29 protein-coding genes, 2 pseudogenes and 1 riboswitch are annotated in these 26,267 nt (G+C 43.4%); of the genes and pseudogenes, 20 read left to right on the plus strand and 11 right to left on the minus strand.

The annotated features are described in order from the left end of the window. Positions 1 to 272: 272 nt before the first annotated feature. Both ABHN01_RS02735 and yunB read left to right on the plus strand, forming a co-directional pair. Positions 273 to 758, plus strand: a complete 486-nt coding sequence (locus tag ABHN01_RS02735) for a peptidoglycan-binding domain-containing protein (protein ID WP_429874283.1) — start codon at positions 273 to 275, stop codon at positions 756 to 758. A gap of 155 nt (positions 759 to 913) precedes the next feature. Next, on the plus strand, positions 914 to 1,639 hold the full coding sequence (yunB, locus tag ABHN01_RS02740; RefSeq protein ID WP_429874284.1) for a sporulation protein YunB: 726 nt from the start codon (positions 914 to 916) through the stop codon (positions 1,637 to 1,639). 278 nt (positions 1,640 to 1,917) lie between these two features. On the opposite strand, the gene ABHN01_RS02745 is transcribed toward yunB, so the two are convergent. Continuing rightward, the gene (locus tag ABHN01_RS02745) at positions 1,918 to 2,580 is read right to left on the minus strand and encodes a helix-turn-helix domain-containing protein (RefSeq protein ID WP_429874285.1); all 663 of its coding nucleotides are present in this window, start codon (positions 2,578 to 2,580) and stop codon (positions 1,918 to 1,920) included. A 79-nt stretch (positions 2,581 to 2,659) separates the two neighbouring features. Continuing rightward, complete coding sequence (locus ABHN01_RS02750) at positions 2,660 to 3,919, minus strand: MFS transporter (RefSeq protein WP_429874286.1); 1,260 nt, start codon at positions 3,917 to 3,919, stop codon at positions 2,660 to 2,662. A gap of 199 nt (positions 3,920 to 4,118) precedes the next feature. On the opposite strand from ABHN01_RS02750, the gene ABHN01_RS02755 reads away from it, so the two are divergent. Then, complete coding sequence (locus ABHN01_RS02755; RefSeq protein ID WP_429874287.1) at positions 4,119 to 5,120, plus strand: ketoacyl-ACP synthase III; 1,002 nt, start codon at positions 4,119 to 4,121, stop codon at positions 5,118 to 5,120. Between the two features lie 189 nt (positions 5,121 to 5,309). Further along, positions 5,310 to 6,059, plus strand: coding sequence for a GNAT family N-acetyltransferase (locus ABHN01_RS02760; protein ID WP_429874288.1), 750 nt, complete (start codon positions 5,310 to 5,312; stop codon positions 6,057 to 6,059). A 475-nt stretch (positions 6,060 to 6,534) separates the two neighbouring features. Here ABHN01_RS02760 and ABHN01_RS02765 read toward each other — a convergent pair whose 3' ends face one another. Then, positions 6,535 to 6,828 (minus strand): hypothetical protein, encoded by a 294-nt coding sequence (locus ABHN01_RS02765; protein WP_429874289.1) that lies wholly within the window; start codon positions 6,826 to 6,828, stop codon positions 6,535 to 6,537. A 90-nt stretch (positions 6,829 to 6,918) separates the two neighbouring features. Further along, entirely contained in the window at positions 6,919 to 7,797 is an 879-nt protein-coding gene (locus tag ABHN01_RS02770; RefSeq protein ID WP_290400309.1) for a VanW family protein, read from the minus strand. Positions 7,798 to 7,981: 184 nt separating this feature from the next. Continuing rightward, positions 7,982 to 8,086, plus strand: a riboswitch (SAM riboswitch). 304 nt (positions 8,087 to 8,390) lie between these two features. Here ABHN01_RS02770 and ABHN01_RS02775 point away from each other — a divergent pair. From ABHN01_RS02775 to ABHN01_RS02815, 9 genes and pseudogenes are all read left to right on the plus strand, one after another. Beyond that, positions 8,391 to 9,158: an ABC transporter ATP-binding protein gene (locus ABHN01_RS02775; RefSeq protein ID WP_429874290.1), complete on the plus strand. Its 768-nt coding sequence runs from the start codon at positions 8,391 to 8,393 to the stop codon at positions 9,156 to 9,158. Positions 9,159 to 9,183: 25 nt separating this feature from the next. Next, positions 9,184 to 10,038 (plus strand): ABC transporter permease, encoded by an 855-nt coding sequence (locus ABHN01_RS02780; RefSeq protein ID WP_429874291.1) that lies wholly within the window; start codon positions 9,184 to 9,186, stop codon positions 10,036 to 10,038. Positions 10,039 to 10,219: 181 nt separating this feature from the next. Next, entirely contained in the window at positions 10,220 to 10,621 is a 402-nt protein-coding gene (locus tag ABHN01_RS02785) for a hypothetical protein (protein ID WP_429874292.1), read from the plus strand. A 33-nt stretch (positions 10,622 to 10,654) separates the two neighbouring features. After that, positions 10,655 to 11,659, plus strand: coding sequence for an aliphatic sulfonate ABC transporter substrate-binding protein (locus tag ABHN01_RS02790; RefSeq protein ID WP_429874293.1), 1,005 nt, complete (start codon positions 10,655 to 10,657; stop codon positions 11,657 to 11,659). 29 nt (positions 11,660 to 11,688) lie between these two features. After that, positions 11,689 to 12,021 (plus strand): hypothetical protein, encoded by a 333-nt coding sequence (locus ABHN01_RS02795; protein ID WP_429874294.1) that lies wholly within the window; start codon positions 11,689 to 11,691, stop codon positions 12,019 to 12,021. A gap of 13 nt (positions 12,022 to 12,034) precedes the next feature. Then, the gene (gene ssuE, locus ABHN01_RS02800; RefSeq protein ID WP_429874295.1) at positions 12,035 to 12,640 is read left to right on the plus strand and encodes an NADPH-dependent FMN reductase; all 606 of its coding nucleotides are present in this window, start codon (positions 12,035 to 12,037) and stop codon (positions 12,638 to 12,640) included. Continuing rightward, a complete protein-coding gene (gene ssuD, locus ABHN01_RS02805) occupies positions 12,637 to 13,776 on the plus strand; it encodes an FMNH2-dependent alkanesulfonate monooxygenase (RefSeq protein WP_429874296.1) in 1,140 nt (379 codons plus the stop codon). The genes ssuE and ssuD overlap by 4 nt, the downstream gene beginning before the upstream one ends. Positions 13,777 to 13,858: 82 nt before the next feature. After that, positions 13,859 to 13,957: pseudogene (locus ABHN01_RS02810) on the plus strand (ATP-binding cassette domain-containing protein); the annotation flags it as partial. 31 nt (positions 13,958 to 13,988) lie between these two features. Then, positions 13,989 to 14,306 carry a DUF2325 domain-containing protein gene (locus tag ABHN01_RS02815; RefSeq protein ID WP_429874369.1) on the plus strand — a complete coding sequence of 106 codons (318 nt, stop codon included), beginning with the start codon at positions 13,989 to 13,991 and terminating at the stop codon, positions 14,304 to 14,306. Between the two features lie 28 nt (positions 14,307 to 14,334). Here ABHN01_RS02815 and ABHN01_RS02820 read toward each other — a convergent pair whose 3' ends face one another. After that, positions 14,335 to 14,508 (minus strand): hypothetical protein, encoded by a 174-nt coding sequence (locus ABHN01_RS02820; protein WP_429874297.1) that lies wholly within the window; start codon positions 14,506 to 14,508, stop codon positions 14,335 to 14,337. A 206-nt stretch (positions 14,509 to 14,714) separates the two neighbouring features. On the opposite strand from ABHN01_RS02820, the gene ABHN01_RS02825 reads away from it, so the two are divergent. Further along, positions 14,715 to 15,641: a S66 peptidase family protein gene (locus ABHN01_RS02825; protein ID WP_429874298.1), complete on the plus strand. Its 927-nt coding sequence runs from the start codon at positions 14,715 to 14,717 to the stop codon at positions 15,639 to 15,641. Between the two features lie 15 nt (positions 15,642 to 15,656). Here the strand turns inward: ABHN01_RS02825 and ABHN01_RS02830 are convergent, their stop codons facing one another. The 4 genes from ABHN01_RS02830 to ABHN01_RS02845 are packed head-to-tail and all read right to left on the minus strand — an operon-like array spanning position 15,657 to position 18,884. Then, positions 15,657 to 16,565: a DNA-3-methyladenine glycosylase family protein gene (locus ABHN01_RS02830; RefSeq protein ID WP_429874299.1), complete on the minus strand. Its 909-nt coding sequence runs from the start codon at positions 16,563 to 16,565 to the stop codon at positions 15,657 to 15,659. Positions 16,566 to 16,622: 57 nt separating this feature from the next. Beyond that, a complete protein-coding gene (locus ABHN01_RS02835) occupies positions 16,623 to 16,901 on the minus strand; it encodes an alpha/beta fold hydrolase (RefSeq protein WP_429874300.1) in 279 nt (92 codons plus the stop codon). Continuing rightward, a complete protein-coding gene (locus tag ABHN01_RS02840; RefSeq protein WP_429874301.1) occupies positions 16,891 to 17,502 on the minus strand; it encodes an alpha/beta fold hydrolase in 612 nt (203 codons plus the stop codon). Before ABHN01_RS02840 ends, ABHN01_RS02835 begins: the two co-directional genes overlap by 11 nt. Further along, entirely contained in the window at positions 17,499 to 18,884 is a 1,386-nt protein-coding gene (locus ABHN01_RS02845) for a DUF2254 domain-containing protein (protein ID WP_429874302.1), read from the minus strand. The genes ABHN01_RS02840 and ABHN01_RS02845 overlap by 4 nt, the downstream gene beginning before the upstream one ends. A gap of 432 nt (positions 18,885 to 19,316) precedes the next feature. On the opposite strand from ABHN01_RS02845, the gene ABHN01_RS02850 reads away from it, so the two are divergent. From ABHN01_RS02850 to ABHN01_RS02865, 4 genes and pseudogenes are all read left to right on the plus strand, one after another. Continuing rightward, positions 19,317 to 20,396: a hypothetical protein gene (locus tag ABHN01_RS02850; protein ID WP_429874303.1), complete on the plus strand. Its 1,080-nt coding sequence runs from the start codon at positions 19,317 to 19,319 to the stop codon at positions 20,394 to 20,396. 520 nt (positions 20,397 to 20,916) lie between these two features. After that, positions 20,917 to 21,504 (plus strand): annotated as a pseudogene (locus tag ABHN01_RS02855) (beta-class carbonic anhydrase). 26 nt (positions 21,505 to 21,530) lie between these two features. Continuing rightward, positions 21,531 to 23,165 (plus strand): SulP family inorganic anion transporter, encoded by a 1,635-nt coding sequence (locus ABHN01_RS02860; protein ID WP_429874304.1) that lies wholly within the window; start codon positions 21,531 to 21,533, stop codon positions 23,163 to 23,165. Positions 23,166 to 23,336: 171 nt separating this feature from the next. Next, the gene (locus tag ABHN01_RS02865) at positions 23,337 to 24,179 is read left to right on the plus strand and encodes a YitT family protein (protein ID WP_429874305.1); all 843 of its coding nucleotides are present in this window, start codon (positions 23,337 to 23,339) and stop codon (positions 24,177 to 24,179) included. 31 nt (positions 24,180 to 24,210) lie between these two features. Here ABHN01_RS02865 and ABHN01_RS02870 read toward each other — a convergent pair whose 3' ends face one another. Both ABHN01_RS02870 and ABHN01_RS02875 read right to left on the minus strand, forming a co-directional pair. Next, entirely contained in the window at positions 24,211 to 24,540 is a 330-nt protein-coding gene (locus ABHN01_RS02870) for an ArsR/SmtB family transcription factor (protein ID WP_429874306.1), read from the minus strand. Further along, the gene (locus ABHN01_RS02875) at positions 24,540 to 24,971 is read right to left on the minus strand and encodes an SRPBCC family protein (RefSeq protein WP_429874307.1); all 432 of its coding nucleotides are present in this window, start codon (positions 24,969 to 24,971) and stop codon (positions 24,540 to 24,542) included. Before ABHN01_RS02875 ends, ABHN01_RS02870 begins: the two co-directional genes overlap by 1 nt. Positions 24,972 to 25,146: 175 nt before the next feature. Here ABHN01_RS02875 and ABHN01_RS02880 point away from each other — a divergent pair, with 175 nt between their 5' ends. Next, positions 25,147 to 25,365, plus strand: a complete 219-nt coding sequence (locus ABHN01_RS02880) for an alpha/beta-type small acid-soluble spore protein (protein WP_290400293.1) — start codon at positions 25,147 to 25,149, stop codon at positions 25,363 to 25,365. 170 nt (positions 25,366 to 25,535) lie between these two features. Continuing rightward, positions 25,536 to 26,258 carry a TraR/DksA C4-type zinc finger protein gene (locus ABHN01_RS02885; protein ID WP_429874308.1) on the plus strand — a complete coding sequence of 241 codons (723 nt, stop codon included), beginning with the start codon at positions 25,536 to 25,538 and terminating at the stop codon, positions 26,256 to 26,258. Positions 26,259 to 26,267: the final 9 nt, after the last annotated feature.

The following is a 26,267-nucleotide window of genomic DNA, read 5'->3' on the forward strand; positions in this document are numbered from 1 at the left end:
CTGCTGCTGTCCGCCAGGCATCCCGGGGAACATGCCCGGGAATTGGGGATACATTCTTTTGCAATAATGGTTCATCCAGAAACCTCCTTATTTACGTACAAACTATCCTATTCTGACTAACAGTGGTTGGACACTGATTCTTAAGATACAGGTCAAAAACAGGGCATTGGCCTCAAGAAAGAAAGGATTAATTTTACAAAGAGGGGGAATCTTCAGGCTGAGGGGAAATTTGTAAAGGGTATTAAATCCATACAAAAAGGAAGTTGGTAAAAATGAAAAAAATCGTTACCAGTTTGGCAGTGGTCCTCATGGCATGGGGGATCTCCTTTTCAACAGCATCAGCCTCAGCACCTGGCTTCCATCACCCAGCGGACTGGGATAAGAATTCAATCCTGCGCAAGGATGCACGGGGCGTGGAAGTTAAGAACGTGCAGTATATTATCAATGTTCTCAGATTTTATACTGATTCGTCAGTCATCGACTCCGATGGAATCTTTGGTCCAAAAACGGAAGATGCTGTTAAAAAATATCAGAAAACACACCACCTTGCCGCGGATGGCGTAGTGGGTCCTCGGACATGGGACAGTTTTTCCAAATTCATTGAAAAGAGAGGAACGAACACCTATGGAGCCGGTGGATACATGGCCCTAAGAATTCATTGGAAATACGATAGCTCTAATTTCTACGCGCCATCCAAAGCGTATATCTATGGTAATGGTGAAAAATTAACAGATACGTATCGGTTATATGCGAATTAAATGTACCTTCGTCTAAAAATATCCTTATAAGCTTTCCTTCAAAGAAAACGTGCCCGAATCAGGCACGTTTTTCTTTTTTGGGCAATACTGAAGCGCTTAGCGTACAAGGAATAAATACTTTCTTCCGGACGTACGTATAAAGAAGGAGGTGTATGATGTTTGGCCATCGAATGAAACTGCGTAAAGGACCTCTGCCGTTTAAACGTGTGCTGTTATACTCGTTGATCATGCTCCTCGGTATGACTATTTTTGCCTTTTGGTTAGTTGACCATAAAATACAGCCCATTCTTAAAAATATCGCCCGTTCGGAAGTTCACAATATTGGTGATGAAGCGATTAACGATGCCATCCTTAAAACCAGAGATCAAATTGATATGAATAAACTGATCATCACAAACAAGGAGGAAGGACAGCGCCCGGCTTATACTTTGAATTACCAGATGTTTAATCAAATATTGGGGAAGATGACCGAGAGTATCCATGATGAAATTAAGAGTCAGCAGCATACCAAAAAAGACAGGTTCGGCAACCGTCTAAATTCAGTAGTCTATCAGATCCCTCTAGGTGCTGCGTTTAATAATTCTTTGCTGTCCGATGTTGGTCCGCCCATTCCGGTCGAAATGAGCATAGTGGGTAATGTAGATTCTGAGCTTAAAACGAAGACAAAAAATATTGGCATTAACAATACGTATATTGAGGTATATGTTCATCTAAAAGTACATGTACAGGTTGTTGTACCGTTTTCTTCTGAAAAAGAAGCGATTGAAAGCGATGTGAAGCTTGGAGATTTGTATTTGCCGCAAGATGTTCCGGAATACTATGGAGATGGCGCCGGTCTATTTAAACCAGCTATTATTAAAGATAAAAACAAAAAAGACTAATAAACTCTATCGCGATATGGATAGAGTTTATTTTAGTAATTACTCATGGCTGAAGGAGATAAGGGAGCAAGACTAATTGGGATTACAATACAACTATGGAACTTAACTCCAATGGTGATCAGTCTGTTCCTTGCGCCGATGGCAATGTTCTCTTTTACAGACGAAACAAGGAGTGGAATGGCCCTGCAACGCGAAGCCTCCATTGACTTCACAGGCTTGATAGTAATTAAATACGGCTTTAAAGAGCTGCCTCCTGCGAATGCGGGTGGCAGCTCTTTTTATTTCTCCTCTTCGTTCCCTGTCACGATTCCAAGCTCCTCGGCATCTTCAATCCGATAACTGATCAAGACATATTGATACGTGCCGACTTTGTTAGCTTCTTCTTCGGACAAGAGCTTTTTTCCAGGGCGTTCCGGCCAGTCGAAATCTTTTTTCTCTTTTTTTCCCAATGCCTTCATGATGGGAGGAAAGGATTCCTGCCATTCTTTTGCTGTCATGCGGTCGCTCGAGGAATTGATCGTTACATGATAGGGGAGCTCACTCAGTTCAATCCCCAGCTCTTTTTCTTCTCTCACCTTCGCTAGCGATTTTTCATACAGCTTTAACGCTGGTTCGATTAATTGATAGGTAAGTGAAAGTGCGACTTCCGGCTGTTCGGCCTGTGCCTGGAGATCACCTCTATACAGCACACCTTCCATGTTAACGGTTTGATAATATTTCTCCACAAGATTACCCAGCTGTTTTGTTTTCGCCACTTCCAGAAGATCTGCGTCTTGCAGCTTTTTCACGTGATAATACAGCCTGGAAGGGTGCTCGTTCAGTTCACCGGCGAGCTGTTTTACCGTTACGGGCTGCTCGGAAGCGAGGTGAAGAATCCTGATTCGTCTGGGATCTGAGAAGATCTTCATTAAATCAATCGATTGTGTTTTCCATTGAGCCACGTGGCATCCCACCTAAACATTATCTTTACTAAACAGAATACCACATTATTAAGGGGGAACGTGATGCTCATTTGTGTCATTAATCCAGCGATCGGATTACTTTGCTTCTCCAAAGAACAACACCCACAAATATAGTGAGGGCCAAGCTCGAAACAAGGATAATCCTGTCAATCGGAATTCCTACGGAAAGCAAAGAGGATACAAAAGCAAAGGAGAGTGGGACAAAACCCATAGAAGCTGTAGCCATCAGGCTTTGCACCCTGCCCATCATGTGTGTATCCGTCATCTCCTGAACTAGTGAGGGAGAAATAATATTGGAAATCGATAAGCATACGCCAGCCATCGAGAGAAGCAAGATTCCATGCCAAAGGGCGGTCATTTGGCTTAAAAAAATATTAAAGACGGATAGAAAGGCGATCAGAGAAAGGCTGATGACCGGACGTTTTCTTTTTATGTTCAATGCCCCAGTCAGCAAAGCTCCAGCAACCATGCCGCCTGCAAGCGAGCTTTCCAGATAGCTTAACGACAAAACATCTCCTTTTAGATATTGGTCTACCATTAAGGGCAATCCGATGTTCAGTGGACCAACCAAGAGGAGGTTGACAAAAATAGAAGTAGCCATCGTGATGAGCAGGTAGGGCACGCTTTTGACGTAGACAACCCCTTCCTTTAATTGCTGGAATGCTGATTCTCTTTTTTTCTTTTTTTCGGGTTGCTGTTGAGGATAGCGGATCTGCGAGATAAGAATGCTGCTGCAGATCAGCAGGAAAGAAGTAAAGCCGAAAACACCGCTAAATGAGCCAAACTTAATGATAAAGCCGGCGATGACTGGGCCAATTAAAAGAGAAAGCTGATTGGTGGTCTGCATGAGAGAGTTGGAGCGTACGATATGCTCCTTTTCAACGATGGCGGGAAGCATGGATTGATTAGCCGGCCAGTAAAAAGCATCAAGAACACCAAAACATAATGCAAATAAACCAAGGAAAAAAAGGTTCATGCTGTCATTCATGATCAAAAGCACTAGGCCTAGAACGAGCAGGCCTCTTGTCAGATTGGAAATGAAGATAACATGAGAACGCTTCATCCGATCAGCGAGAACTCCGCCGATCGACATGAGCAGTACGCGGGGAATAGTGGTGAGCATCATAATGATTCCCAGTTTTGCTGGGGCTTCAAGAGCCCGAATGACAAACCAGGTTTCTGAAATTAAATAGACAGAAAAAGACAGCCCCGTAAAAATGCTTGCGATCCATAAAAATATAAACTGCCGGTTGGCAAAAATTTCTCCGAACGATGTCTTCTTTTTCACCCTTACTTCATGAGCCGAACTGCTTTCCATAAAATTCCTCCTACCCTATTTTAATATAATTTATCGTTAAAATTTATTTTAGTGCTAAACAACTCTTTAGTGAATATTAATCGTTCGACAAAATATTTATCAGGGAAAACTAATTGATTTCCTGGGGATTCGTGGTAAACTTATTGATAAATTAGTACCTAGTAATAACACTAACCTATAATTTTTTGGGGGGTTGAATATGAAATCAAAAGCACGGCTGACAGCGATCGGCACGTATGTACCGGAGAAAGTCCTGACAAACGAAGATCTGCAGAAGCTCGTCGATACTAGCGACGAATGGATTGTACAGCGTACCGGCATGAAGGAAAGAAGAGTGGCAGGAGAGCATGAGTTTGCCTCCACATTGGCTATAAAGGCTGTTCAAGAATTAACCGAACGCTACAGCAAGGGACTTGATGATGTTGATGCCATACTTGTTTCTACAACCACACCTGACTTTGTTTTTCCAAGTGTAGCCTGCCAAATTCAAGACTTTTTCGGTATTCCTCATACCCTCGCCTACGATTTTAATGCTACCTGTGCTGGATTTACATATGGCCTTCATATGGCAAACAGTTTGATCACCTCCGGCCTCCATAACAAAATTTTAGTTGTAGCAGCCGAAACGCTGACAAAAGCAACAGACTATACGGACCGATCTACTTGCATCCTTTTTGGTGATGGAGCCGCAGCTGTTTTGATTGAAAGAGATGAGGAACATCACAGTTTTCTTTCTGCCCATTATGGGACGAACGGAGATGGAGGAAGACATGTGTACCGAACGAATTTTTCCACCAGCATGAAGGGGTGGGAGATGGAGAAGACAGATAAGATGGTCCAGAATGGGAGAGAAGTCTACAAATGGGCAGTCCGCACCATTCCTGAGGGTATTCATAAACTTATAGATCAAGCGGCCATGAAGCTGGATGATGTGGATTGGTTTGTACCTCATAGCGCTAACTTGAGAATGATTGAGTCGATTTGTGAAAAAGCAGGGTTTCCGGAAGAAAAAATGCTCACCAGCGTGGAGTTCTGCGGAAATACTTCCTCGGTTTCTATTCCGCTAGCGATGGATCTGGCTATAAAAAAAGGAAAGCTGAACGATGGGGACATCCTTTTGCTGTATGGATTCGGCGGGGGGCTCACACACGCCGGCCAATTGCTGCGATGGAGCCCTGATCCTGCGAAACAATCACACTGAGAAACAGCCGCTCACGGGCGGCTGTTTTTATATTGGACAAGGAAATAAAAATCAAATGGAGTATATGTTGAATGGAAGGCCAGATAATTATGTGGAGGGTGGTGCAAGGATGAGACAATGGGAAACGAAGATGGTACGAACGAAACGCGGAAACTTTGAAGTGTTTACAAAGGGGAAAGGCGTTCCTTTATGTGTAATCCATATTTACCCGGTATGAAAATTTTAGATGGAAGCCCTGAGTATATCATAATTGAACAGGCAGATCCCAGGCTTAAGCCCGAAGAGTGGAAGCAGGGGCTGTCAAAAATTTTACTGAGAGCCAAGAAGCAGAGCCTTCAGCGGATTCAGGCTGTACTATTACGGGATGGCAGAAATTATGAGAACCTTGCAAATGAATTAATCCGCAGGGGATTTGTTTATTACTCTTCCAAGGTAGATGTATATCGGAATCTAAGCGGATTAACAGACCAAACCTCTATGTTTCAATGGCTCTCTTTGAAAGATGAAACCCTGACTGAAGCCGAGTTCATCGAAATATGGAGGGAATGCATGCTGCTTTCGGACAATACTCCTTCATCACTTACGATGGAACAACACTTACAGTCCGTAAAAAAGGAACTTGGCAGCGGATGGGAATATTCCTGCCGGGTGTTTTATGATAATAAGGGCCCAAAAGGGATCTCCATTCCTCATATTGAACCAGGTACTTCAAATGAAGGCAGATTGTTTTATTTCGGAGTGCTTCCGCAAGAACGGTTTAAAGGGAGCGGAACGAAAATGCATGGCCAATCTTTGTCGTTCTTAAAGGAGATGGGGGCGGAATATTATATCGGAAGTACGCACCTGGCCAACCAAAAAATGCAGCGGGTGTTTGAGAAAAACGGGTGTGAAGCAAAAGCGTATACTGACGTATTTTATAAGTATTTTGAACATAAATAACAGCTCGTCTGCATGCAGGCGGGCTGTTTAGTTTTGATTTTCCAGACTGATTCCTTTGATCGCATTAAGCGCCGCTAGTCCATCACTCGGGTATCCGTTCGCCTGTTCCATAGGCATGAGGGAAAAGAACACGTATTAAAACGAAAAGTACGTGAATTGGTAAAAGAAAAGGTTACGGATACGAAGTGCGCCGACCTTGTTGATGACATTTCCTGTACCGACATGAATTCTGACCTTTCTCCAAAGATTCTGGCGAAAAAGTAATGTCCGGATTCATGCAATAATGTTACGGCAGGCAGAATGAAAAAAAATGATAAGAAAAATTTCCATATCTCTGTAAAACCAAACAACTCGCCAACTCCCTTTTGTGCTTATCATGCTCTCCATTCTTTTGCCTGATTCGCTTTAGGACAAACATCCAAATTCACCCGAAAAAATAAAAAAACTCAGCATTATGCTGAGCTGTAATTTCCAATTATTGAAACAGTCCTGAATGCAGCACTTCATTTGCTGCAGAAACGATATTGAACAAGAAAGCTCCCCACCATAATACACGGCCCCGTGGTGAAACTTTGCTCCATCTTTTTCTCTTGCTTTGTTCTTTGAAATAGACGAGAGCAGCAAGTGCTGTGATATTAAAGAAAACCATGCTCCAGCGGGCAACAACAAGGTAAGTCGGGCTGACTAATCCACCGGCAAGCAGCAATCCATTAATTAGGAACAGCATATAGAAAAACGGAAGACTTTTCATGTCATCACTTCTCTCCAAGATGATCAAATCCTCGTTTATTCTAACACCGCCATTATGAAATGGGAATGGGTTTGCTCAATGGTTAACAATGTTGACACAATTACTTCCCTACCGCATATTAGTGCTTTTTTTTGGAGGCACGTGAATGACGTCAGAAGACGAAATCATCACCATCATGCTCCCTCCGTACGCTTTCGCTCGTATAAGAATCGGCTGGTTGAAACGGTTCTGAAAACGGAAGTCCGGGCCATACCAGCTTACGGTCGCATCTCGCCCTTTCGGTACATAAGGGACAAGCCTGCTGTGTGAAAAACGCTGAACGATATGAAGTCCTGCCCGGTCAACTGCATTGAAAAGGGTAGAGGACACTTGGCAAATTCCACCGCCGACTCCTTCCGAAAGCTCCCCCCGCACGATAACAGGAGCACGCATGTACCCCTTATCCGATGTTCGTCTGCCTACAACACCATTAAAGGAAAAGGTTTCTCCAGGAAATACGACATGGTTGTCAATGGCTTTTGCAGCAAGTGAAATATTATGGCTCCTGGATTCGTTGGAACGGTTGAAATAGGTAACATAATGAGCAAGTTGGTTCGTGCGAATATTTCCAAGAAGCTCGCTGTCCACTCTTGGATGGACCGGTAATTGAGGAATTTCAAGTTTTACAGGCCCCTTACTGAAAAAACTCATATAAAATCGTTCTTTAAACGCTTTTTTATAGAGCATGGATCCTTTTTTTTCAGAAGTGATTCCTCCCGATTCATTGATCCTTGCGTTTAGAGGCGGACGGTAGATCTGCCCCTCCAATTTTGCCGTAAACAAGTCAAGTTTCTCGCCGTCGATAACGGGCGTACCCGGCAGCGGGATCATGAAGTCTTTTCGATCAACGATCGCAATGGTTTGCCCTTCATGTACTAAAGATATGCTGTCTGGTATATTGAGGGGCTGGACAGCCAGCAATATACCGGTTAACCAAGAAAGCAACATAACGAACAACCTCCCAACAATTAGTATGTTGAAGGCTGAATCGTTTTATGTAAGAAGGTTGAAAATGTATCGGCGACCCGGCTGTTTTTAGATTTTTCAAAAATGTTATTGACTTTGTATTCTATACCTGTTTTAATAACAATTAATCCGATGGGGTTTATATGATTTAAACCTACATAATTTTTTCTTATTAAGAGAGGTGGAGGGAATTGGCCCCATGAAACCTCGGCAGCGGACTCTTTCAGAGAACTGTGCCAAATCCAACAAGCAGCAGCTTGGACGATAAGAAAGGAAGAACATGCAATACACTTCCCCTTACACGTCCATGACAGGTAAGGGGAGGTTTTTTATTTAAGAGTAAAAAAATATCGTACAGCTGATTGGTAAACCAAAGGCCGTGTCTTGAAATTTGCAGACATGGTCTTTGGTTTTCTTTCGTACATGAACCTTTTTTCATTTGAAAGGGGGAATTTTATTCGCAGCACGGCCATTCAAATATTGCGTCGACCGGACGACCGGAGGCTTTCCTAAAATAAGGAGGTTTCCGGTTGTTTTTCTTTTGCCGAATCGTAAAGAAGAAAGGGAGATTGGTAATGACTTTACTGCAAATTAGAAAACTGGATCGAAGTTTCCAAACGGGGAAAAGCGTGATGAAAGCACTGGAACGTATAGATCTCAGTCTGAACAAAGGTGAATTTATCACGGTGATCGGCCCGAGCGGCTGCGGAAAAAGCACGCTGCTAAAGATAATTGCTGGTTTGGATACAAGGCATGAGGGTGCTGTGATGCTTGATAATCAAAAAGTATCCGGGCCGAGCATCGATAAAGGATTTATTTTTCAGGAACCAAGATTATTTCCGTGGCTGACTGTTGAAAAAAATATTGCGGCAAACTTGCCTTTGAAAGAAAAAGAAACAAAAGAAAAAGTAAGCGAACTGATCAAGCTTGTCCGATTGGAAGGATTTGAAAATGCTTATCCAAAAGAGCTGTCAGGAGGAATGGCACAAAGGGTATCGATCGCAAGGGCCCTGCTTAGAAATCCTAAGGTTCTCCTCTTAGATGAGCCATTTGGAGCCCTGGATGCCTTTACACGGTCACATATGCAGGAGGTGCTCCTCGATATCTGGGAAAAGAACCGGACAACGATGATCTTTGTTACACATGATATTGATGAAGCGATCTATCTTGCCAGCCGAGTTGTTATTATGAATCCCCGGCCGGGCACGATTCGGGAGGTAATACCGATCGAACTGCCGCATCCCCGGCGAAAAACGGATTCCGCCTTCCAAAAAATACGGCAGCGGGTATTGAGTGAATTTGAAAAAGTAGAAGTAAACGAACAATCAGAAGCTGTCCAATAAAAAACGAAGCAAAGGAGATGAAAGGATGAGCGATCAGACTGGAGTATTAACGACAACCAACTTGGATCGAAAACAGAGAAGAAAAGAGTCCGCCGTAAAAACAAAAAACCGAAAAAAAACACCCCTTTCCCATTGGGTGAGAGGATTAGCACTGCCGTTTTTTATTCTTGTCATCTGGGAGGTTGCAGGTGCCTATGGACTGATTTCAGCCACCTTGCTGCCTCGGCCGAGTGAAATTTTCATTGCATTTAAAGATCTCATCCGCACGGGAGAGTTATTTACCCATTTTAAGATCAGTCTGTTGCGGGCGATTACAGGATTTCTGCTGGGAGGGGGGCTTGGGCTTTTGGCTGGGCTTGTTGTTGGATTTTCAAGTAAAACAGAGCAAACCCTGGATCCGACCTTACAGATGCTGCGGACCATTCCATCGCTGGCTGTGATCCCATTGTTCATACTCTGGTTCGGATTTGGTGAACTCTCAAAAATATTGCTGATTTCAAAATCGGCATTCTTCCCGCTATATGTGAATGCGTTCCTGGGGATCCGCGGGGTGGACTCTAAGCTGTTTGATGTAGCAAAGATCCTTGAGTTCAGCAAATGGAAACAGATTACAAATCTCATTCTGCCGGCTGCATTGCCGAATATTCTTCTTGGTCTGCGCCTTTCGTTGGGAGCGGCCTGGCTGGCTTTGGTCGCCGCCGAATTGATGGGATCAAGTGAAGGCATCGGATACCTTATTATGGATGCGCGGCAATTTTCTCAAACGTCGGTTGTTTTTGTTGGAATTATCATTTTTGCGGTGTTCGGTAAAGCATCCGATTCACTGGTCCGCTATTTTGAGAAACGGCTTCTGAAATGGCGCGACAGCTTTATCGGGTGAAAAATCATAAAAGGAGGTGTTCGGTATGGCTCAAAACAAAAGGCAGCTCCATCTTAATCTCTTTTTGGCAGGAATGGGCCACCACGAAGCTTCGTGGAGGGCATCCTAGCTCAACCGTGGATCAAACACTGGAATTTTAATTATTTTAAAAAACTTGCACAAAAAGCAGAACAGGCTACGATTGTACTGCTTATCCGCTGGTGGACCACTTCCAGAGCTTCCGTTAACGGACGGACACCGCATCCGGACTCCGCTGATTCAGGAGCTGGCACAACGGGAGAACTTGACCATCAGGGAACTTCTGCTTCGTCTTGCCGGCGGGAGAGGGCACTATACCATCGCAGGTGCTCCAGAGCAGATCGCCGATGAACTTGAAAAATGGTTTAAGAACGAAGGAGCAGATGGCTTTAATATTATGCCTCAGCTCTTGAGTGAGGGATCGGACGACTTCATCGATCATGTTATTCCGCTATTACAGCACAGAGGGTTATTCCGGACAAAGTATGAAGGAGATACATTAAGGGTTCACTTCCAGCTTCAAAGGCCAGAGGCTAACACAGGTCTATATACATTAAAAGTTTAGTAGTAGATTGCATATAAGGAGAGGAGAAAACAGATGACACAATTAACGAAGAGAAAAATCATGCCAGGTGTATTCCTATTGATTTTATTGATGGCTTTGCTTTCCGGCTGCAGTGAACAAAGCACGAACGCTGAGCAGAAAGGTGACGTTAGGGTCAATATCGGAGTCCAGGGAAGTACCGGCGTTCTGCCTTATGCCCGTGAAAAGGAATACTTTGAAAAAGCGTTTGAGAAAGAAGGCGTAAAAGTAAAATGGAACGAATTTTCAAGCGGTCCTCCTCACTTTGAGGCACTGGCATCTGGAAGACTGGACTTCGGTGCCACTGGGGGTACGCCTCTTATTGCCGGGCAGTCTGGTGATGTGGACTTTAAAGCGATTGCGGTGACAACCAACGGAAAAAAAGGAAATTCCATCATCATTCCTAAGGGCAGCAGCATCAAAAATTTGAAGGACTTAAAAGGTAAAAAAATAGCCGTGGCTAAAGGAAGCAGTGCTTACAATTTCCTCTACATGGCTCTTGAAAAAGCAGGTCTGACCGACAAAGATATAAAAATTGTACAGCTGCAGCCTGATGAAGCAAGGCCAGCCCTCGATAACGGCTCCATTGATGCCTGGTCGACCTGGGAGCCTTACGCAACCACTGCACTCTATCAAACAGGGGCAAAATCCCTCGCTGATGGAGAGAACTTAAATATCAATGCGCCAAGCTTTCTCGTGGCTAGAACACAGTTTACGAAGGAGCATCCTGACTTAACGGTCGTCTTCTTAAAAACGTATGAAAAAGTCAGACAAGAATTTATCCATCATCCGGATAAAGTAACAAATGAAATTGCCAAACGTGAGAAACTGGATCCGGAAATTGTCCGCACGGTCTTAAAGCGATCGGATTTAATCCTATCTCCGACAACAGAGGAGTTCGCAAAAGCCCATCAGCATCAGGCTGATTTTCTGTATAAAGTCGGAGGCATCAACAAAAAGCTCAATACATCAAAAGTGATAGAGAACCGGTTTGTTGAGAAGGCTCTGGAGAAGGAGTGAGCAGCAAACATTTTGATGGAGGGATGAACATGGCAGAAGCGTCTTTAAGAGAATGGCACCGCCCAAAAAACTTTGTTGCATCGATCACGAAGGAACAGCTGCACCTTGTTAATTTAACTGATCTTGAGTTCACAGGCCTTTGCAAAGAAAGATACGGAGTGAATAAAGGATTGTACAACACGATTGAAAACTATTTTGCAAAGCAGGGAGTAAGAAACATTCTCTATCGCAGAGTGTACATCCTTGAATTCCTGGCCGACGTTCAAAGCAAGAAAGGAAAGGAAAGCCGTGGAGCACACGTTTCCTTCGGCACAGGAGGTTTGGCAAGAGCGCTGCACACCTTTTTTATAAAAAACATTTAAGGGGGAATATACTTTGGCAGACATCGTAACCATATCGGGAAGTCCATCGGTAACCTCGGGAACAGGAATCGTCCTTCAATATTTAAGTGAGCTCGCTCAAAAAGGGGGACTTGAAACAGAATCTTTTTCTGTACTTGATGTCCCGCCGGAAGATCTTGTTCTTGGCAATTTTCAAAGTCCACAGCTGAAAGCAATTGAGAAGAGCATAAAGCAAGCAAAAGCCGTCATTATCGGAACTCCTGTGTATAAGGCAGCGTATTCGGGGGTCCTTAAGTCACTATTGGATCTGCTGCCACGCGATATTCTAACGGGAAAAAGTATATTGCCCATCGCAACGGGAGGTACCATCGCTCATCTCTTGAGCATCGATTATGCGTTAAAGCCTGTCCTTTATGCGATTGGAGCAAGGAACATATTAAATGGTATTTACTTTATCGATCTGCAGCTGCAGCATAACAATGGCCATGACGTTACGTTTGATCCGGAAATCGAGAAACGGCTGATCGTATCACTGAATGAACTGATCGATGAGGTAAAGAAAGATTGGTACATCAAGGACTTAGAAAAAGGAGAACTTCAGATTGCGGGAGACACTGAGGGAAAGGGGAATAAGGCATGAACGTATATTGGTTTTTGCCGACACATGGAGACAGCCGGTATTTGGGAACATCAGAAGGAGGAAGGCCTATTACGCTCTCCTATCTTCGCCAAATTGCGCAAGCGGTAGATAGCCTTGGCTTTAAAGGGGCACTCCTGCCGACGGGACACTCATGCGAAGATGCGTGGGTGACCGCATCTTCCTTAATTCAGGCCACCAAAAAGATGAAATTCCTCATCGCGGTACGTCCGGGATTGATCTCTCCCTCTCTAGCGGCAAGAATGGCTTCCACCTTTGACCGTCTTTCTGATGGAAGGTTATTGATCAATGTGGTGACAGGGGGAGATCCAGTAGAGCTTGCCGGTGACGGATTGCACTTATCACATACTGAACGCTATGAGCTGACGGATGAATTTTTGACGGTCTGGAGGGGGCTGCTTGCCGGAGAAGTGGTTGACTATGAGGGGGGTCATCTGAAGGTGGAAAAAGGAAAAATACTCCTTCCTTCAGAGCAAGAGCCATATCCGCCGCTGTATTTTGGCGGTTCTTCTGATGCGGCGCTAGAAGTAGCCGCCAAGCATATTGACGTTTATTTGACCTGGGGAGAGCCGCCTGGACAGGTAAAAGAAAAGATCGAGAGGGTCAGGATGCTGGCAGCTCAGCAGGGACGGAAGGTGAGCTTTGGAATCCGGCTTCATGTGATTGTCAGGGAAACAGAAGAAGAGGCGTGGGCTGCGGCAGATTCGCTGATTCAATATGTGGATGAAGAAACGATCGCCGCTTCACAAAGGGTGTTCTCAAGATATGATTCAGTCGGGCAGAAGCGGATGGCTGCTCTTCATAACGGAAAAAGAGATTCCTTGGAAATCAGTCCTAACCTTTGGGCGGGTATAGGCTTGGTACGAGGGGGGGCAGGAACCGCGCTCGTAGGAAGTCCAGATACGGTTGCACAGAGAATGAAAGAATACCAGGATATTGGAATCGATCACTTTATCTTTTCAGGCTATCCGCATCTTGAAGAAGCGTACCGAGTGGCTGAACTGCTCTTTCCAAGACTTACACTCGCACATCCAGAAACGGAGGCGAAGCGCCCGTTTCATTCGTTTGGAGAAGTGGTAGCCAATACGTATCTCCCTTTGAAAAGTAAAGCAAAATAAAGCACTGTAGTAAACTTGCTTAAACAAAATAGATGTTACTGGAAGAAAAAAACAATCAAGATTGAAGATGCGATTGGAGAATCCTCATGAATTTTCCGGTGGCCAAAGGCAAAGGATCGTCATCGCAAGAGCGATGGCACTCAATCCAGATTTTCTTGTCATGGATGAACCTGTCGCCGCTAGGGAAGGGAGAGGCTGTTATGCCATCGTTAATGATTGTTGGCGGAGATCATCTTGGAAAAATTACAAAGAAGCTGCAGTATGAAGGGATAAAGGAAATCATTCATGTGAGCGGAAGAAAAGCTAGAATGTCTCAAAAGGAGATTCCCAGCCATGTGAATTTAGATCTCGTACTAACGGATTTTATTAATCATGAATTTTCAGCTGCAATTAAGAAAAAGGCTAACAAACAGAACATACCGATCTATTTTTCAAAGAGATCCTGGTGCTCGATCTATGCTGTACTTGAAAAAACAGAAATCTTAAATAATCACACAAAACATAAGAAGGAGGCTTTCATTTTAACATGAAAAAACCTGCCATACGATGGGCAGGTCATCATTTTTTCGTTGAATCAATTTTTACAACCTCGAGCTGGAAGGGGACGCATTCTTCCAGCTTTTCTTTGATTTGTTCGGCTTCCTCTCGGGATAACGGAGTGTTTAGGTCCTTTAACGTTTCCAGGCTGAAAGTAAACCGCCCGCTGGATTCAATAACCTTATATTCTTTCATACAAATTCCCCTTTCTTATTTTTTGGGAATCAGGAACGGCACGATGTTATATTTATATACTTCTACGTATCCGCTCTGTTCCCTGTTCCTTTTTAGAAATTCATTTGCAGGATATAAAAAAGATTCAGTTATAGCAAAATGATCCCTTTAATATACATAAATGATGGAATTTCGATGGGAAACCGTGCTGATGGAGGGATGATTTTATGGCTGTTAAACCACCGATACTGCAAAGAGGTGACACCATCGGAATTGTGACACTCGGGAGCCCTCTTTCGGCCCAGAGAATTAATGAAGGTATAACGACACTGAGAAATCTTGGATTTAATATTGTCCTTGGAAGAAATGTATATGCGAATACTGGATTTTTAGCTGGAACGGATCAACAGCGGGCGGACGATCTAATGGAGATGTTTACGAACAAAAACGTGAAGATGATTCTTCCGACTAGAGGAGGGGTAGGAGTTGCAGGGACCTTGCCCTATCTTGATTTTGATGTCATTCGGCAGAACCCTAAAATCGTCTCGGGCTACAGCGACATTACGATCTTGCTGAATGTGCTGTATCAATATGCAGATTTAATGACCTTGCAAAGTCTTCTTCTTCTGGATTTTAATCTGAATACACCAGCATATAACTATGACCAGTTCTTTCTGGCCACTTCAACGTTCCAGTCGCCACGGCAAATTGTGAATCCGCCTGGCATTCCACAAATCAGCCGAGTAAGGGGAAATGTAACAGGAGAAGTTGTTGGCGGCAATTTGACTTCATTTGTGGATACATTAGGAACTCCGTATGAAATAGATATGGCCGGAAAAATTGTAGTAATCGAGGAAACCCATGAACCGATCAACACCGTTTACCGCTATATCGATCATTTAAAACTAGCAGGGACATTCGAGGAGTGTGCAGGCATTGTGATGGGAGAATGTACAGGATGCGAACCCGCTTACGGAGTAACATATGATCAGCTCATTACTAACTATATGGTTCCACTTGGAAAACCATTGATGACTAACGTCACAACCGCGCATGGGTATTATAAGGCGGCCATTCCGATCGGCGCCCAGGCAAACCTGGATACCGTGAACAACCGCTTTACGATTCTAGAGCCGAGTGTGAGCAATGCATAATGCTGTCATGTTCATTCAGCCGCCAGCCAGCTCCATCCATAAATAAAATGTCGCGTAGGCCCGCCAGTCCGTCCATTTTTCAGACCATTCCATGATTTCTGAAAGGCTTGGCTTGGAATGGGAACCGATAACCTTCTTTAAAGCATTATGAAGACCCACATCGGCTGCAGGAAAAGCATCAGGGTGGCGCAGACATCTCATCATCACGTAATTTGCTGACCAGCTCCCGATTCCGCGAATGGCAATCAATGATTTCTCCATCACAGGCAGAGGCATTTGCTGCAACGCCGTTTTTTTTAATTGACCTGTGGCGATTATGTCAGCAACCCCAAGCAAATATTCTGCTTTTCGGTTCGTGAACTTTAAGGAGAGCAAGTCCTCTTTTGTAAGTTTGGCGATGATGCCAGGCTCAGGGAACGTCCAATACTCTTTTCCTTCCCAAACCACAGATTCCCCATAGCGTTCCACAAGCCTCTTCTTAAGCAAATAAGCCACATGAAGGCTGACTTGCTGTCCCATGATCGACCAGGCCATAGCCTCAAACAGGTCAGGTACCCCAATCATCCGAAGCCCCTCCCGTCCGTGTACGATGTGATTTAAGATATGATCCTGTTTTGCCAACTGATAGAAGGGGGCAAGATCGCGTTCCAGGTCCATCCAATCGATGACGTGATGAACTATCTCGGCTTTTGAACGTGAATCAGGAACATGTAATGGAAATGATAAAAGAAGATGCTGATCTGTGGCTTCCAGCTGGATCAAAACAATTTCTTTTTCACAGCGTACCGCTTTCCTAATGACTTTATTTTCTATATCTACTTCATGCAGCAGCTCATTTTGGTTCCGGTTTAAATAACGAAGACACTCTTCAAAAAGAACATCATGCCGTTCAATCTCAATCCGATTTCCCTTCTGAATCCACATAGACAAACTCCTAATCTTTTATTTCTTATAGCCTATCATATGTAAGCTGTTTATTCGCTATTTAAAAAAGGAGTATAATTCATCATAGGTTTCTTCAGGAGCTTCTTCGGCAAGATAGTGGCCGCATTGAATGCCCCATCCTTGCACTTGATCCGCCCATTCCCTCCAGACGGAAAGGACGTCATACCATCGTGGAAGCATACCTTGTAACCCCCAAAGTGCCAGCACCGGGCAACTGATTTTCTTTTTGCCTTTATCTGCTTGATCCAGATTGAAATCAAAAGTAGCACCCGCCCGGTAGTCTTCACACATGGCATGGATGGTTTCAGGATCCATTACTGCAGCGCATGTAATCTTCTAATGCTTCAGGATGAAACATTGACCGATCGTTTCGGAAATAAAAGTTGGCAGGATTTTCACCGATCATCTTTTCGGGAAAATCATAAGGCTGAGCCAGAAAAAACCAGTGGAAATAGCCCAGTGCAAAGTCCATTGCCGTTCTCTGAAAGGCTTCACCTGTCGGAACGATATCGAGTACTGCAAGTTTAGTAACTACTTCAGGGAAATCCAAAGCCAGTCTGTAAGCACATCGTCCGCCTCTGTCGTGTCCTGCAACAGAAAAATGATGAAAGCCGAATCGATTCATCAGTTCCACCTGATCCTGAGCCATGACCCGTTTTGAGTAGGGATAATGATTTTTGTCTGTGGGAGGTTTGTAACTCTCGCCATATCCCCTTAAGTCAGGAACAACGACCGTAAAATCATCGGCGAGTCTTGGGGCGATCTTATGCCACATAACATGAGTCTGTGGATGTCCGTGCAAAAGAATAAGAGGGGGGCCATCCCCGCCAATACGGACGCGAATCGTGACTTCATTCAACTGCATTCTTCTTAACTCAAAGTTTTTAAACATAACAGCTGCCTCATTTACTGTCATTGAGATCCTGCTTTTTCCCGCAGATGCTCGTAGTCTCCTTCATGTTTTGTGGAGACCGCGATATCATACAGGGCACTATTGAATTTTTCATAATCAAGCCCGAATAGGAAGTCTTTTTCAAATCCTTGGGCTGTGTAGACGGCAAAGTCCCATATTGCTTCATAGTCTCTTGGATTTGCTGATCGTGCAATCATATCCAGGACTTTCAGAATTTCGATGCCGACCACTACATTATTCTCAGAATAGTGCCGGATATATCCCAATCCGTTATAAAGGTAGTGACTGAACTCTTTTTCCTGAAGGATGACACGCAGCTGTCCATTCGGATCAACTAAATAAGGGTCAAAATTAGCGACACATGAAATGTAAGTTAAGAGCTCACCCAGCTGATATATCGCGTTCTGTGCTGTTTTAGGGTCGAAGTTTCCCACTGAGCGGATAGCGACCTCAACCAGTTTGTTGATACTGAATTCGATGTCCTGTACTTCCGTCTGGCGTTTTCCAAAACTAAAAAACGCGAGATATTTGTACTCATCAATTGTTTGCCCTTGCCTTTTCCAATAGGTAAGTATAGGAGTCGTATTGAACACGTAATCGCCGATCGCATGCTTCAGCTCAATAACAATGTCGTCTTTCTGAGCTTCCTCCATAATTTCAGCAAAATCAATAAGCTGGATGTATCCGGCTTTATTCGATTTAATTTGATTGCCGGGTGATTTTACGAGGTCCTCAACCAAATTTTTAACGGGCCCTGTATCTTTTACTCTGTAGGGTTCAATTTCCTTCTGAAGAGAACCATCAACGATGGCTAATGATTCTTTTTTCATCTCGTTTGTCATTTTATTCACCTGCAGCCAGGCAACGGCATGATTAATGAAGAAAATAAAAGTGCCCATGGACACAGAAGCGAGAATCACCGCCATGAGCGGAACAGTAAAAAACTGCTCAGTAAAGCGTTTGTTTAAAAACAAAAAGGAAAAAAGCATGTAGAAAAAACTGGCGGTGAATATTCCCAGGATTCGCTGTGTGGCTTTGCTGGCGATAAAGTTTTTTAGGATCCGGGGTGAGAATTGGCCGGAAAAGGTAGTGAAAACGACTAGAATCAAGTTGAAGGTAAAAGTGGTAAGTGTTAAGGTTGCTGCAGTCAAGGTGCTGACCAGAGCCTGGGTAAGATCATAATTCACTGAAAAGATACTCCACATTTTTTCCCCGATCTTCAGCTTGTAGTCAGCTGTGAATGCGATCGCCAAGAGAATAAACGAATTAAAAATGTAAAGTACAGGGGTAAACCATAAATTAGTCTGGAGCTGATGGGAAAGTTCCCGTTCAGACAATTGTGTATATCTTCGTAAATATTTATCAAGCAGCCTTACTTGTGCCATATCATACACTCCTCATGGAAAGATATTCCTGACCCGCATTAAATGGTTCGATCGTGCTGCCGGGCATGTGTCTTTTGTAACAAAAGCGTAAAGGCATCGAAAAATGCTTCACAATAAAGACAGTCATCTAGCATTAAACGGTAGATTCAGTTAACTTTTACCTTTATAGCACACTTTTACACTTCTAATTTTATGCCAGAAGGACTACAGAACGAAAAATTGAATATAGGAATTGAGAATCTCCCCGCTTACCTGGGCAATAAGGTGTAAATACATTACAAATGTTGTAGGAGGTGGTAATTAAAGGTTTGAAAAAGGGGTAAAAGGAATAATAAACCCCTAAAAACAAACGGAAGTTCTCGATATTTATGTAATAGCAGCATAAGGCTTTACTACCTGGTGCCTGGCACCAGTGGAAGAAAGGGACACGCTATGAATAAAAAGTTATTATCTTTTTTTGGAGGAAGCAGCAGAGGTTCTGGCAAAAGTGAACAGATTCAGAATCGTGAAAGCTGGCTTAAGGTTATTGTTATTGGTGCATTTGCTCTTTTACTTTTTTATAAGATTGCCACCTCGCCTTTTGTTTTCCGATTCTCTGATTTTATCTCTCTCTTTGCTTCTCTTTTTGCGTTGACGATTTCAGTGATGTTTTACAAAAAGTTTAATGACCTCGTCCGCAGATTAGAGGAAGGTTCCATTCAGTTGAAAAGGGATGAGCCTGCAGCTGTACAAGCATTTCCTCAAGCACAGGAATCAAGAAACGATCAAAATCAAAATGATACTGAACCAGAGGAAACGTTCCTTGAAGCAGAAGTGAAAACTACGAGGAATAAAGCGGTCATTGATGAAGAACCGCCGGTTGATGATAAGCTGGCAGAGGACGTACAGGAAGAACAGGCTGTGGAAGCTGCAGACAGGGATGGGCAAAGAGAGCATGCTGCTGAAGAACGTCTTGAGGAGCCTCAGGCTCCGTCCGTCACGTCGCGGGCAGCAGAGGAAGAACGGCCGAAGACAGAAGATAGGATTGAATATGAAGATTACCGTTATGAGCCGAGTGAAGAAGACATGAAAACCCAGCGGCTTAAAGAAGAAGAACTCAGACAGATTGAGATGGATAAAACCCAGATTTACCAGCAGCTGTATACGAGAGCTGATCTGAATGAAGAAGAGAGGAAATATTTCCAACAGCAGCTTCAGGAAAAAGAAACTCAGGCCTCTAATCTTAAGCAGGAACTCATACAGTTTACGAACAAGATTTCCCAGGCGATTAATAAAACACCTCAGCTTTTCCAAAAGCGGGATTCCAGAATTGAAGGAATTGTTCGTCTGCTTAAGCCTGACTTTGTAAGTACGGCATCATTAAGTGAAATTAATGCACGCCTGGATGAACTGACCATTAATATACCGGAGGAAACTCTTGAATCACTTCAGCGGGAAGGATTTCTCGATGAATCGTTTCATTTTACACGTTCAGGGTATCGGGAGGCCATTCATACAAGCAAACTGATCTAATTTTTTTTCGAATACAATAAAAAGGAGCATCCGCTCATTGGCGGATGCTTCTTTTTTAATTTCAGCTCTTGCTGTCCAGGATGGTTTTCGCTAATGATTCTTTTTGATCGAGAATCAGCCCGCTGATCTTTTGGCAATAGGGGCTTCTTTGTTTAATACTTTTGACACTTCAGACCCTCCTTTTTGAAGGAAAATTTGAACAATCCCTATAGATTTCGTTTTTTTCCGTTTATTGTAACGTCAAAGCTGCTTAATATCTCTTTGGAGATAATTTAATACATGGGGCTCAGGATACATCATGCTTCTTCTTTTGACCCGGAAAAAAGTCACATAGCCTGTACCATTCAGCCCGTTAACATTATCATTCCTGTCTTTCTTTTGTCATAAAATATGTATTTCTTTTCAATGATTACGGTTACATACCCAGTTTTTTTTACAATGCTGTAAATGTACAGTGTCACGTTACACTGTATAATGAGCGCTATAATCCTTACACTCAACTGAAAAAGGAGAGAGAATAATGACCATTATTTCAGAAATTCTTCAGCACAATCAATCCTTTGTTAGAGAGGAAGCGTTCAGAGCGTATGAGACCACAAAGTTTCCGGATAAGAAGCTTGTTATTTTAACGTGTATGGATACACGGCTCACCGAGTTGTTGCCAAAAGCCATGGGGCTTTGTAATGCGACGCAAAAATCATTTAGAATGCGGGTGCTGTAATCTCACATCCGTTCGGCAGTGTTATGAGAAGCATCTTGGTAGCCATCTGAATTGAATGCTTCAGAAGTTTGTGTGGTCGGTCACCTCGATTGTGGTATGGCCGGCTTAAGGCACCAAACCTTCATGGAAAAAGTAATCGAAAAAGGCATTAAAAAAGAAAAAATAGAGACGATCTCTTCCGCAGGTATTGATCTTGAAAGCTGGCTGACAGGTTTTGAAAAAGTGGAGCATAGTGTTGAGCACACCGTTCATCTTATAAAGAAGCATCCTTTACTTCCAGAAGATATTCGTGTTCACGGGCTTGTTAACGATCCGCATACCGGTGAGTTATTCCTTGTAAAAGGTGAACTTTTCGAAGAGCAAGTATTGTACCGTTCGGAATCATAGACAGAGGAAGAGGAGTGATTATTGAGATGTTGAACAGATTTAAAGGATATACTTTTCAGGATTTTAGGAAAGATCTGGTGGCAGACTTCATCGTTGGAATTGTTGCGATTCCGCTTGGGATGGCATTTGCCATTGCCTCTGGAGTCCGGCCGGAAAACGGATTATATACGGTGATTATTGCCGGTATTCTCATCTCCCTTTTAGGCGGTTCAAAATATCAGATCGGCGGTCCCACCGGGGCATTCGTTCCCATTCTTCTTGGAATTGTTATGCAATATGGCTTTCAAAACCTGCTGATCGCAGGATTTATGGCAGGGATTATACTTGTCATCATGGGTTTGCTGAAATGGGGTTCACTCATTAAGTACATACCGAGACCCGTCATCATAGGTTTTACTACAGGTATTGCTGTTATTATCTTTTCTGGCCAGATCGCAAACTTTTTAGGCTTGAAAAAGGTTGAAAAGCATGAGGAGTTTCACCTGAACATGATGGCGATCGCGGACAAGATCCATACGTTCAACTGGCAAAGTGTGGCGGTTGCACTAACGTGCCTATTCCTGCTGATTATTGTTCCGAAAATGACGACAAAAATACCTCCGGCTCTTGTTGGCCTCCTGGGATCGACCTTGCTCGCATTACTGGTGTTTCCCGACAAGATTCCTACGATCGGAACGACTTTCGGCGATATACCGAATAAATTGCCTGAGTTGCAGTTCTTTGAGCTATCCGTCGAGAAATTGGTTTACTTGCTTCCGCCGGCCATCGCCATCGCCTTGCTTGGAGGTATTGAATCCCTGTTATCCGCCATGGTGGCAGATGGAATGAAAGAAGGAAGCAAGCATGACAGCAACAAAGAATTGGTCGGACAAGGAATCGCAAATATGGTGTCGCCGCTGTTTGGCGGAATACCAGCAACAGGAGCCATCGCAAGAACTGCGACGAATATTAGAAGCGGAGCCGTATCCAAGGTTTCGGGGGTCACACATGGGGTGGTCGTACTTCTGGTCCTGCTTCTATTTTCCCCATACGCTTCACATATTCCTTTAGCAAGTATGGCACCTATCCTGATGGTAGTAGCCTGGAACATGAGTGAGAGAAAACAGTTTATGCATGTACTGAAAACCAAAACGATGGATTCGGTGGTATTGCTTATTACGTTTCTTCTTACTGTATTCACGGATCTGGCAACAGCCGTTATTGCCGGTTTAATTTTGGCATTCGTTGCGTTTATCAGAAGAATGAGCAGCTCTTTGCATATTAATAAAGTCCAGACAATAGAAAACGGTATGGTTCAGCAAGAATATGAAGGGATTCAAGTCTTTACGTTAAGCGGACCGCTGTTTTTTGGATCTACCGATCAATTGGAAGAACATGTGAGTAATAAGCACAAAAAGGGAGTCGTTATTCTTAAACTGCAAAACGTTCCATACATTGATACGAGTGCTGAAGCCGCATTATTGAACCTCACGAATAAAGTCACTCGGCAGAACGGGGAACTCATCATCGTGGGATTGCAGCCGGACCCAAAGAGGCTGCTTGAAAAGACAGGATTGGCAGGGAAAATCGGGCACCATCATTTCTTCGATCGAATGGAAGAAGCGCTCCAAAGGGCTCAAACACTTCTCAGAACAAAAGAGGTGTCTATGAACATCAGCTGAATTGGTTCTGCTAAACTGGCACTATTTCCTTCAGCTCTCTTCTTTAAAGGTTTACTCTCAGGCAATAAAGATAATATTAAACGAGAAGTTATTGCTTTTGTTCATTCATAAAGTTTTTTATAGTAAGATACATACGTTTAATACATAATTGCTTGAAAAGAAGGGTTGCACATGATGGAGAACAGAATGGTTAGAATTGCCTTTGAAGTGCTTTGTATTATTTTTGGAAGTTTCCTTATCGGAGTAGGCTCGAATACGCTGCTTCTTCCGGCTCACCTGCTTTCGGGCGGGCTGATGGGAATCTGTATGATCCTCTACAATACGCTGGGGTGGTCCGTGGGTACACAATACTTTCTCTATAATATTCCGCTCCTCGTCCTGGCCTATATTCATTTGGGCAAAAAATTCATCATCTATACACTGCTGGCCGTCGGTTTTGATTCGTTGTTTTTGCACTTTATTCCCATCAAGATGATGTGGACACATAACATCATTCTGGCTTCCATATTTGGAGGGGCGGTTTCGTTTGCTGGCGGAGCCATTATGCTTCGAGCAGGCGGTTCCAACGGAGGGCTTGATGTACTTGGACGGGTCATTGCAAAGTACAAGAATCTTTCGATTGCACGCTTCGGTCTGATTATGAACTTTATTATTATTTCCGTTTCCGCTGTTATCTTTAATGTTCAGTCGGCCATGTTCACCATTCTTTCGATGTATGTCGGCGCGAAAACATACGATACGATACTGACTGTGGCTGAACGAAGCTCTGTCATGATCGTCACCGATAAAGGCACTGAGGTTTCAGCGGCATTAAATGAAGCCTTCCATCGTGGTGTGACGTCGTGGGAAGGGGAAGGCGCCTATTCTCATGCGAGTAAACAGGTTGTATTATGTGTCATTGTTAATATTCAATGGGCAGATCTTGTCGAGATTGTGAAGAAAATCGATGAAACAGCCTTCATCTCGGCAATCCCTGCCCATAAGATTGTCGGCAACTTCAAGAATATTTGGTAAAAAACAAAACCCGCGGAAACGGCGGGTTTTGCTATGAATTTTGACCATCATTTTCTACCAAATGCTTCAGAACGGACATTTTATTTTGCCAGAACTGATCGAAGTAGGAGAGCCATTGGTCTAACTCAGATAAAGGCTCGGTTTGAAGAGTGTACAGTTTTTCCCTGCCGGACTTCCGATTTTTTACTAAACCTGCTTCAGACAGGATCAGCAGGTGCTTTGACACTGCCGTCCGGCTCATTGGGAATCGAACCGTTATTTCTGTAATCGCAAGTTCTTTGCCAGCAAGCATTTTTAAAATTTCACGGCGAGTGGGATCGGCGATTGCTTGGAAGACGTCGTGCTTTTTAGCTGTGTTCATTATTTTTCAACAGTTTTCTTCAAGCTCTGCATAATTTTCGCCCAGCCGCCGTTCATATTGTCCCGGACAGCGGACACTTTTTGCTGTGCTTTTGGAAGGATGGCATCCGGGTGGCCCCAACCTCCATGAGTGAGTTTGAAATGGGTTTTGCCATCTTCTTCTTTTAGTTCAAATGTTACGATCCAGCCAAATTGATCCCATGCAAATGAAAGCTTATGCGGCTTGTCAACGACCAGCACTTTACATGGCGAAGGTCCAAATGGAGATTGGATATGAAATTCCTGGCCGACTTTCGGCTCAAAATCATTGGGCATAAACCAAGAAGAGATTCCTTCTGCAGTCGCAACAGTCTCCCACACTTTTTCAATGGGAGCATTAAAAATTTCCGAGTATTGAATATCTTTTGATCGTTCTTCAGTCGTATTGGACATTATTTTAACCTCTCTTTTTAATTGGAAATATAAAACCAAATGGTTTCACTTTATGGATTATATAAAACCATTTGGTTCCATGTCAATGACCTTTTGATTTTTACAAATATTACATAGTATGGTTCAACACCATTAGAGAGAGAATTTAAGTATACCAATCGAGGAGGTGAAACACATGGCTCAACAAAGTGGAAACCGTAACGAACTATTAGTTCAAGGTGCTCAACAAGCTATCGACCAAATGAAGTATGAAATCGCTTCTGAATTTGGTGTACAACTTGGTGCTGACCAAACTTCTCGCGCTAACGGATCTGTTGGTGGAGAAATCACTAAACGTCTAGTAGCTCAGGCTCAATCTCAACTTTCTGGATTTGGTGGACAACAATCTCGCTAATTAGCGGATATAGCATTTAAGCTTAACTCCAAAACAGAATATTTAATGGACAAGGCTGCCTATTTTAAATAGGCAGTCCTTATTTTTTTCCAATGATTGAAAAGTATGAGCGTTCTCTTTGTGTTGAATAATACAAATGTGAACGAGATTCTACTTTCGGAGGTTATAAAATGGTGTGGTCACAGCAGAAAATCAGTCAGTTTAAAGATCGGCTGGAGCAAATGCAAAAGGAACTGAATGATCGATTGGAATTTAACCGTCATTATGGAAATGAATTGGAGCTTGTGAAAGATTCGGTAAAAGAACTTTCCAATTATGATAACCATCCGGGTGATCTGGGAACAGAACTGTTCGAGAGGCAAAAAGATATTGCGCTCAACGATTTAAATGAAGCTGAATTGAAATCCATTCAGCAAGCTCTTGAAAGAATCGATGCAGGAGAATATGGATTTTGCAAAACGTGCGGACAGCCAATCAGCGCGGAGAGGCTGGAGGCCCTTCCCACTACAGCTTACTGCAAAGAACATAGCCTTGAACAAACGAGTTCCAATGACCGCCCAATCGAAGAAGAAGTATTGATGCCGCCATATGGCCAATACGATAATGATGAAAAAGATGCTACCTTCTACGATGCAGAAGACTCCTGGCAGGATGTAGCCGTTTATGGAACGAGTGAGACGCCATCGGATTTCTCCGAAAACGGAATGCTCAATTACAACGAAATGTTTGTTGAATCAGAGGAAAATGTGGGATACGTTGAGGATATTGAAGGTTTCATTGCAACAGACATGGATGGCAGCAATACCCGTATCATCCCGAATAAAATGCATAAAGATTATGAGAGGTTCCTGTTGGATCAGGAACTAACGGATGACGACTCTGACTATGTGTAAGCAATAAAA

The organism is Fictibacillus sp. NRS-1165 (assembly GCF_050468105.1).
In the GTDB taxonomy this organism is placed as follows: domain Bacteria; phylum Bacillota; class Bacilli; order Bacillales; family Fictibacillaceae; genus Fictibacillus_C; species Fictibacillus_C terrinigri.

Excerpts from the sequence above, each read along its gene's own strand:
- ABHN01_RS02735 (WP_429874283.1), top strand. The coding sequence starts at position 273 with ATGAAAAAAATCGTTACCAGTTTGGCAGTGGTCCTCATGGCATGGGGG.
- ssuD (WP_429874296.1), top strand. The coding sequence starts at position 12,637 with ATGAACGTATATTGGTTTTTGCCGACACATGGAGACAGCCGGTATTTG.
- ABHN01_RS02870 (WP_429874306.1), bottom strand. The coding sequence starts at position 24,540 with ATGAACACAGCTAAAAAGCACGACGTCTTCCAAGCAATCGCCGATCCC.
- ABHN01_RS02760 (WP_429874288.1), top strand. The coding sequence starts at position 5,310 with ATGTGTAATCCATATTTACCCGGTATGAAAATTTTAGATGGAAGCCCT.
- ABHN01_RS02860 (WP_429874304.1), top strand. The coding sequence starts at position 21,531 with ATGTTGAACAGATTTAAAGGATATACTTTTCAGGATTTTAGGAAAGAT.
- ABHN01_RS02885 (WP_429874308.1), top strand. The coding sequence starts at position 25,536 with ATGGTGTGGTCACAGCAGAAAATCAGTCAGTTTAAAGATCGGCTGGAG.
- ABHN01_RS02775 (WP_429874290.1), top strand. The coding sequence starts at position 8,391 with ATGACTTTACTGCAAATTAGAAAACTGGATCGAAGTTTCCAAACGGGG.
- ABHN01_RS02795 (WP_429874294.1), top strand. The coding sequence starts at position 11,689 with ATGGCAGAAGCGTCTTTAAGAGAATGGCACCGCCCAAAAAACTTTGTT.
- ABHN01_RS02845 (WP_429874302.1), bottom strand. The coding sequence starts at position 18,884 with ATGGCACAAGTAAGGCTGCTTGATAAATATTTACGAAGATATACACAA.
- yunB (WP_429874284.1), top strand. The coding sequence starts at position 914 with ATGTTTGGCCATCGAATGAAACTGCGTAAAGGACCTCTGCCGTTTAAA.
- ABHN01_RS02750 (WP_429874286.1), bottom strand. The coding sequence starts at position 3,919 with ATGGAAAGCAGTTCGGCTCATGAAGTAAGGGTGAAAAAGAAGACATCG.
- ABHN01_RS02755 (WP_429874287.1), top strand. The coding sequence starts at position 4,119 with ATGAAATCAAAAGCACGGCTGACAGCGATCGGCACGTATGTACCGGAG.
- ABHN01_RS02840 (WP_429874301.1), bottom strand. The coding sequence starts at position 17,502 with ATGACAGTAAATGAGGCAGCTGTTATGTTTAAAAACTTTGAGTTAAGA.
- ABHN01_RS02830 (WP_429874299.1), bottom strand. The coding sequence starts at position 16,565 with ATGTGGATTCAGAAGGGAAATCGGATTGAGATTGAACGGCATGATGTT.
- ABHN01_RS02880 (WP_290400293.1), top strand. The coding sequence starts at position 25,147 with ATGGCTCAACAAAGTGGAAACCGTAACGAACTATTAGTTCAAGGTGCT.
- ABHN01_RS02815 (WP_429874369.1), top strand. The coding sequence starts at position 13,989 with ATGATTGTTGGCGGAGATCATCTTGGAAAAATTACAAAGAAGCTGCAG.
- ABHN01_RS02820 (WP_429874297.1), bottom strand. The coding sequence starts at position 14,508 with ATGAAAGAATATAAGGTTATTGAATCCAGCGGGCGGTTTACTTTCAGC.
- ABHN01_RS02875 (WP_429874307.1), bottom strand. The coding sequence starts at position 24,971 with ATGTCCAATACGACTGAAGAACGATCAAAAGATATTCAATACTCGGAA.
- ABHN01_RS02865 (WP_429874305.1), top strand. The coding sequence starts at position 23,337 with ATGATGGAGAACAGAATGGTTAGAATTGCCTTTGAAGTGCTTTGTATT.
- ABHN01_RS02835 (WP_429874300.1), bottom strand. The coding sequence starts at position 16,901 with ATGGATCCTGAAACCATCCATGCCATGTGTGAAGACTACCGGGCGGGT.
- ABHN01_RS02790 (WP_429874293.1), top strand. The coding sequence starts at position 10,655 with ATGACACAATTAACGAAGAGAAAAATCATGCCAGGTGTATTCCTATTG.
- ABHN01_RS02825 (WP_429874298.1), top strand. The coding sequence starts at position 14,715 with ATGGCTGTTAAACCACCGATACTGCAAAGAGGTGACACCATCGGAATT.
- ABHN01_RS02780 (WP_429874291.1), top strand. The coding sequence starts at position 9,184 with ATGAGCGATCAGACTGGAGTATTAACGACAACCAACTTGGATCGAAAA.
- ABHN01_RS02850 (WP_429874303.1), top strand. The coding sequence starts at position 19,317 with ATGAATAAAAAGTTATTATCTTTTTTTGGAGGAAGCAGCAGAGGTTCT.
- ABHN01_RS02770 (WP_290400309.1), bottom strand. The coding sequence starts at position 7,797 with ATGTTGCTTTCTTGGTTAACCGGTATATTGCTGGCTGTCCAGCCCCTC.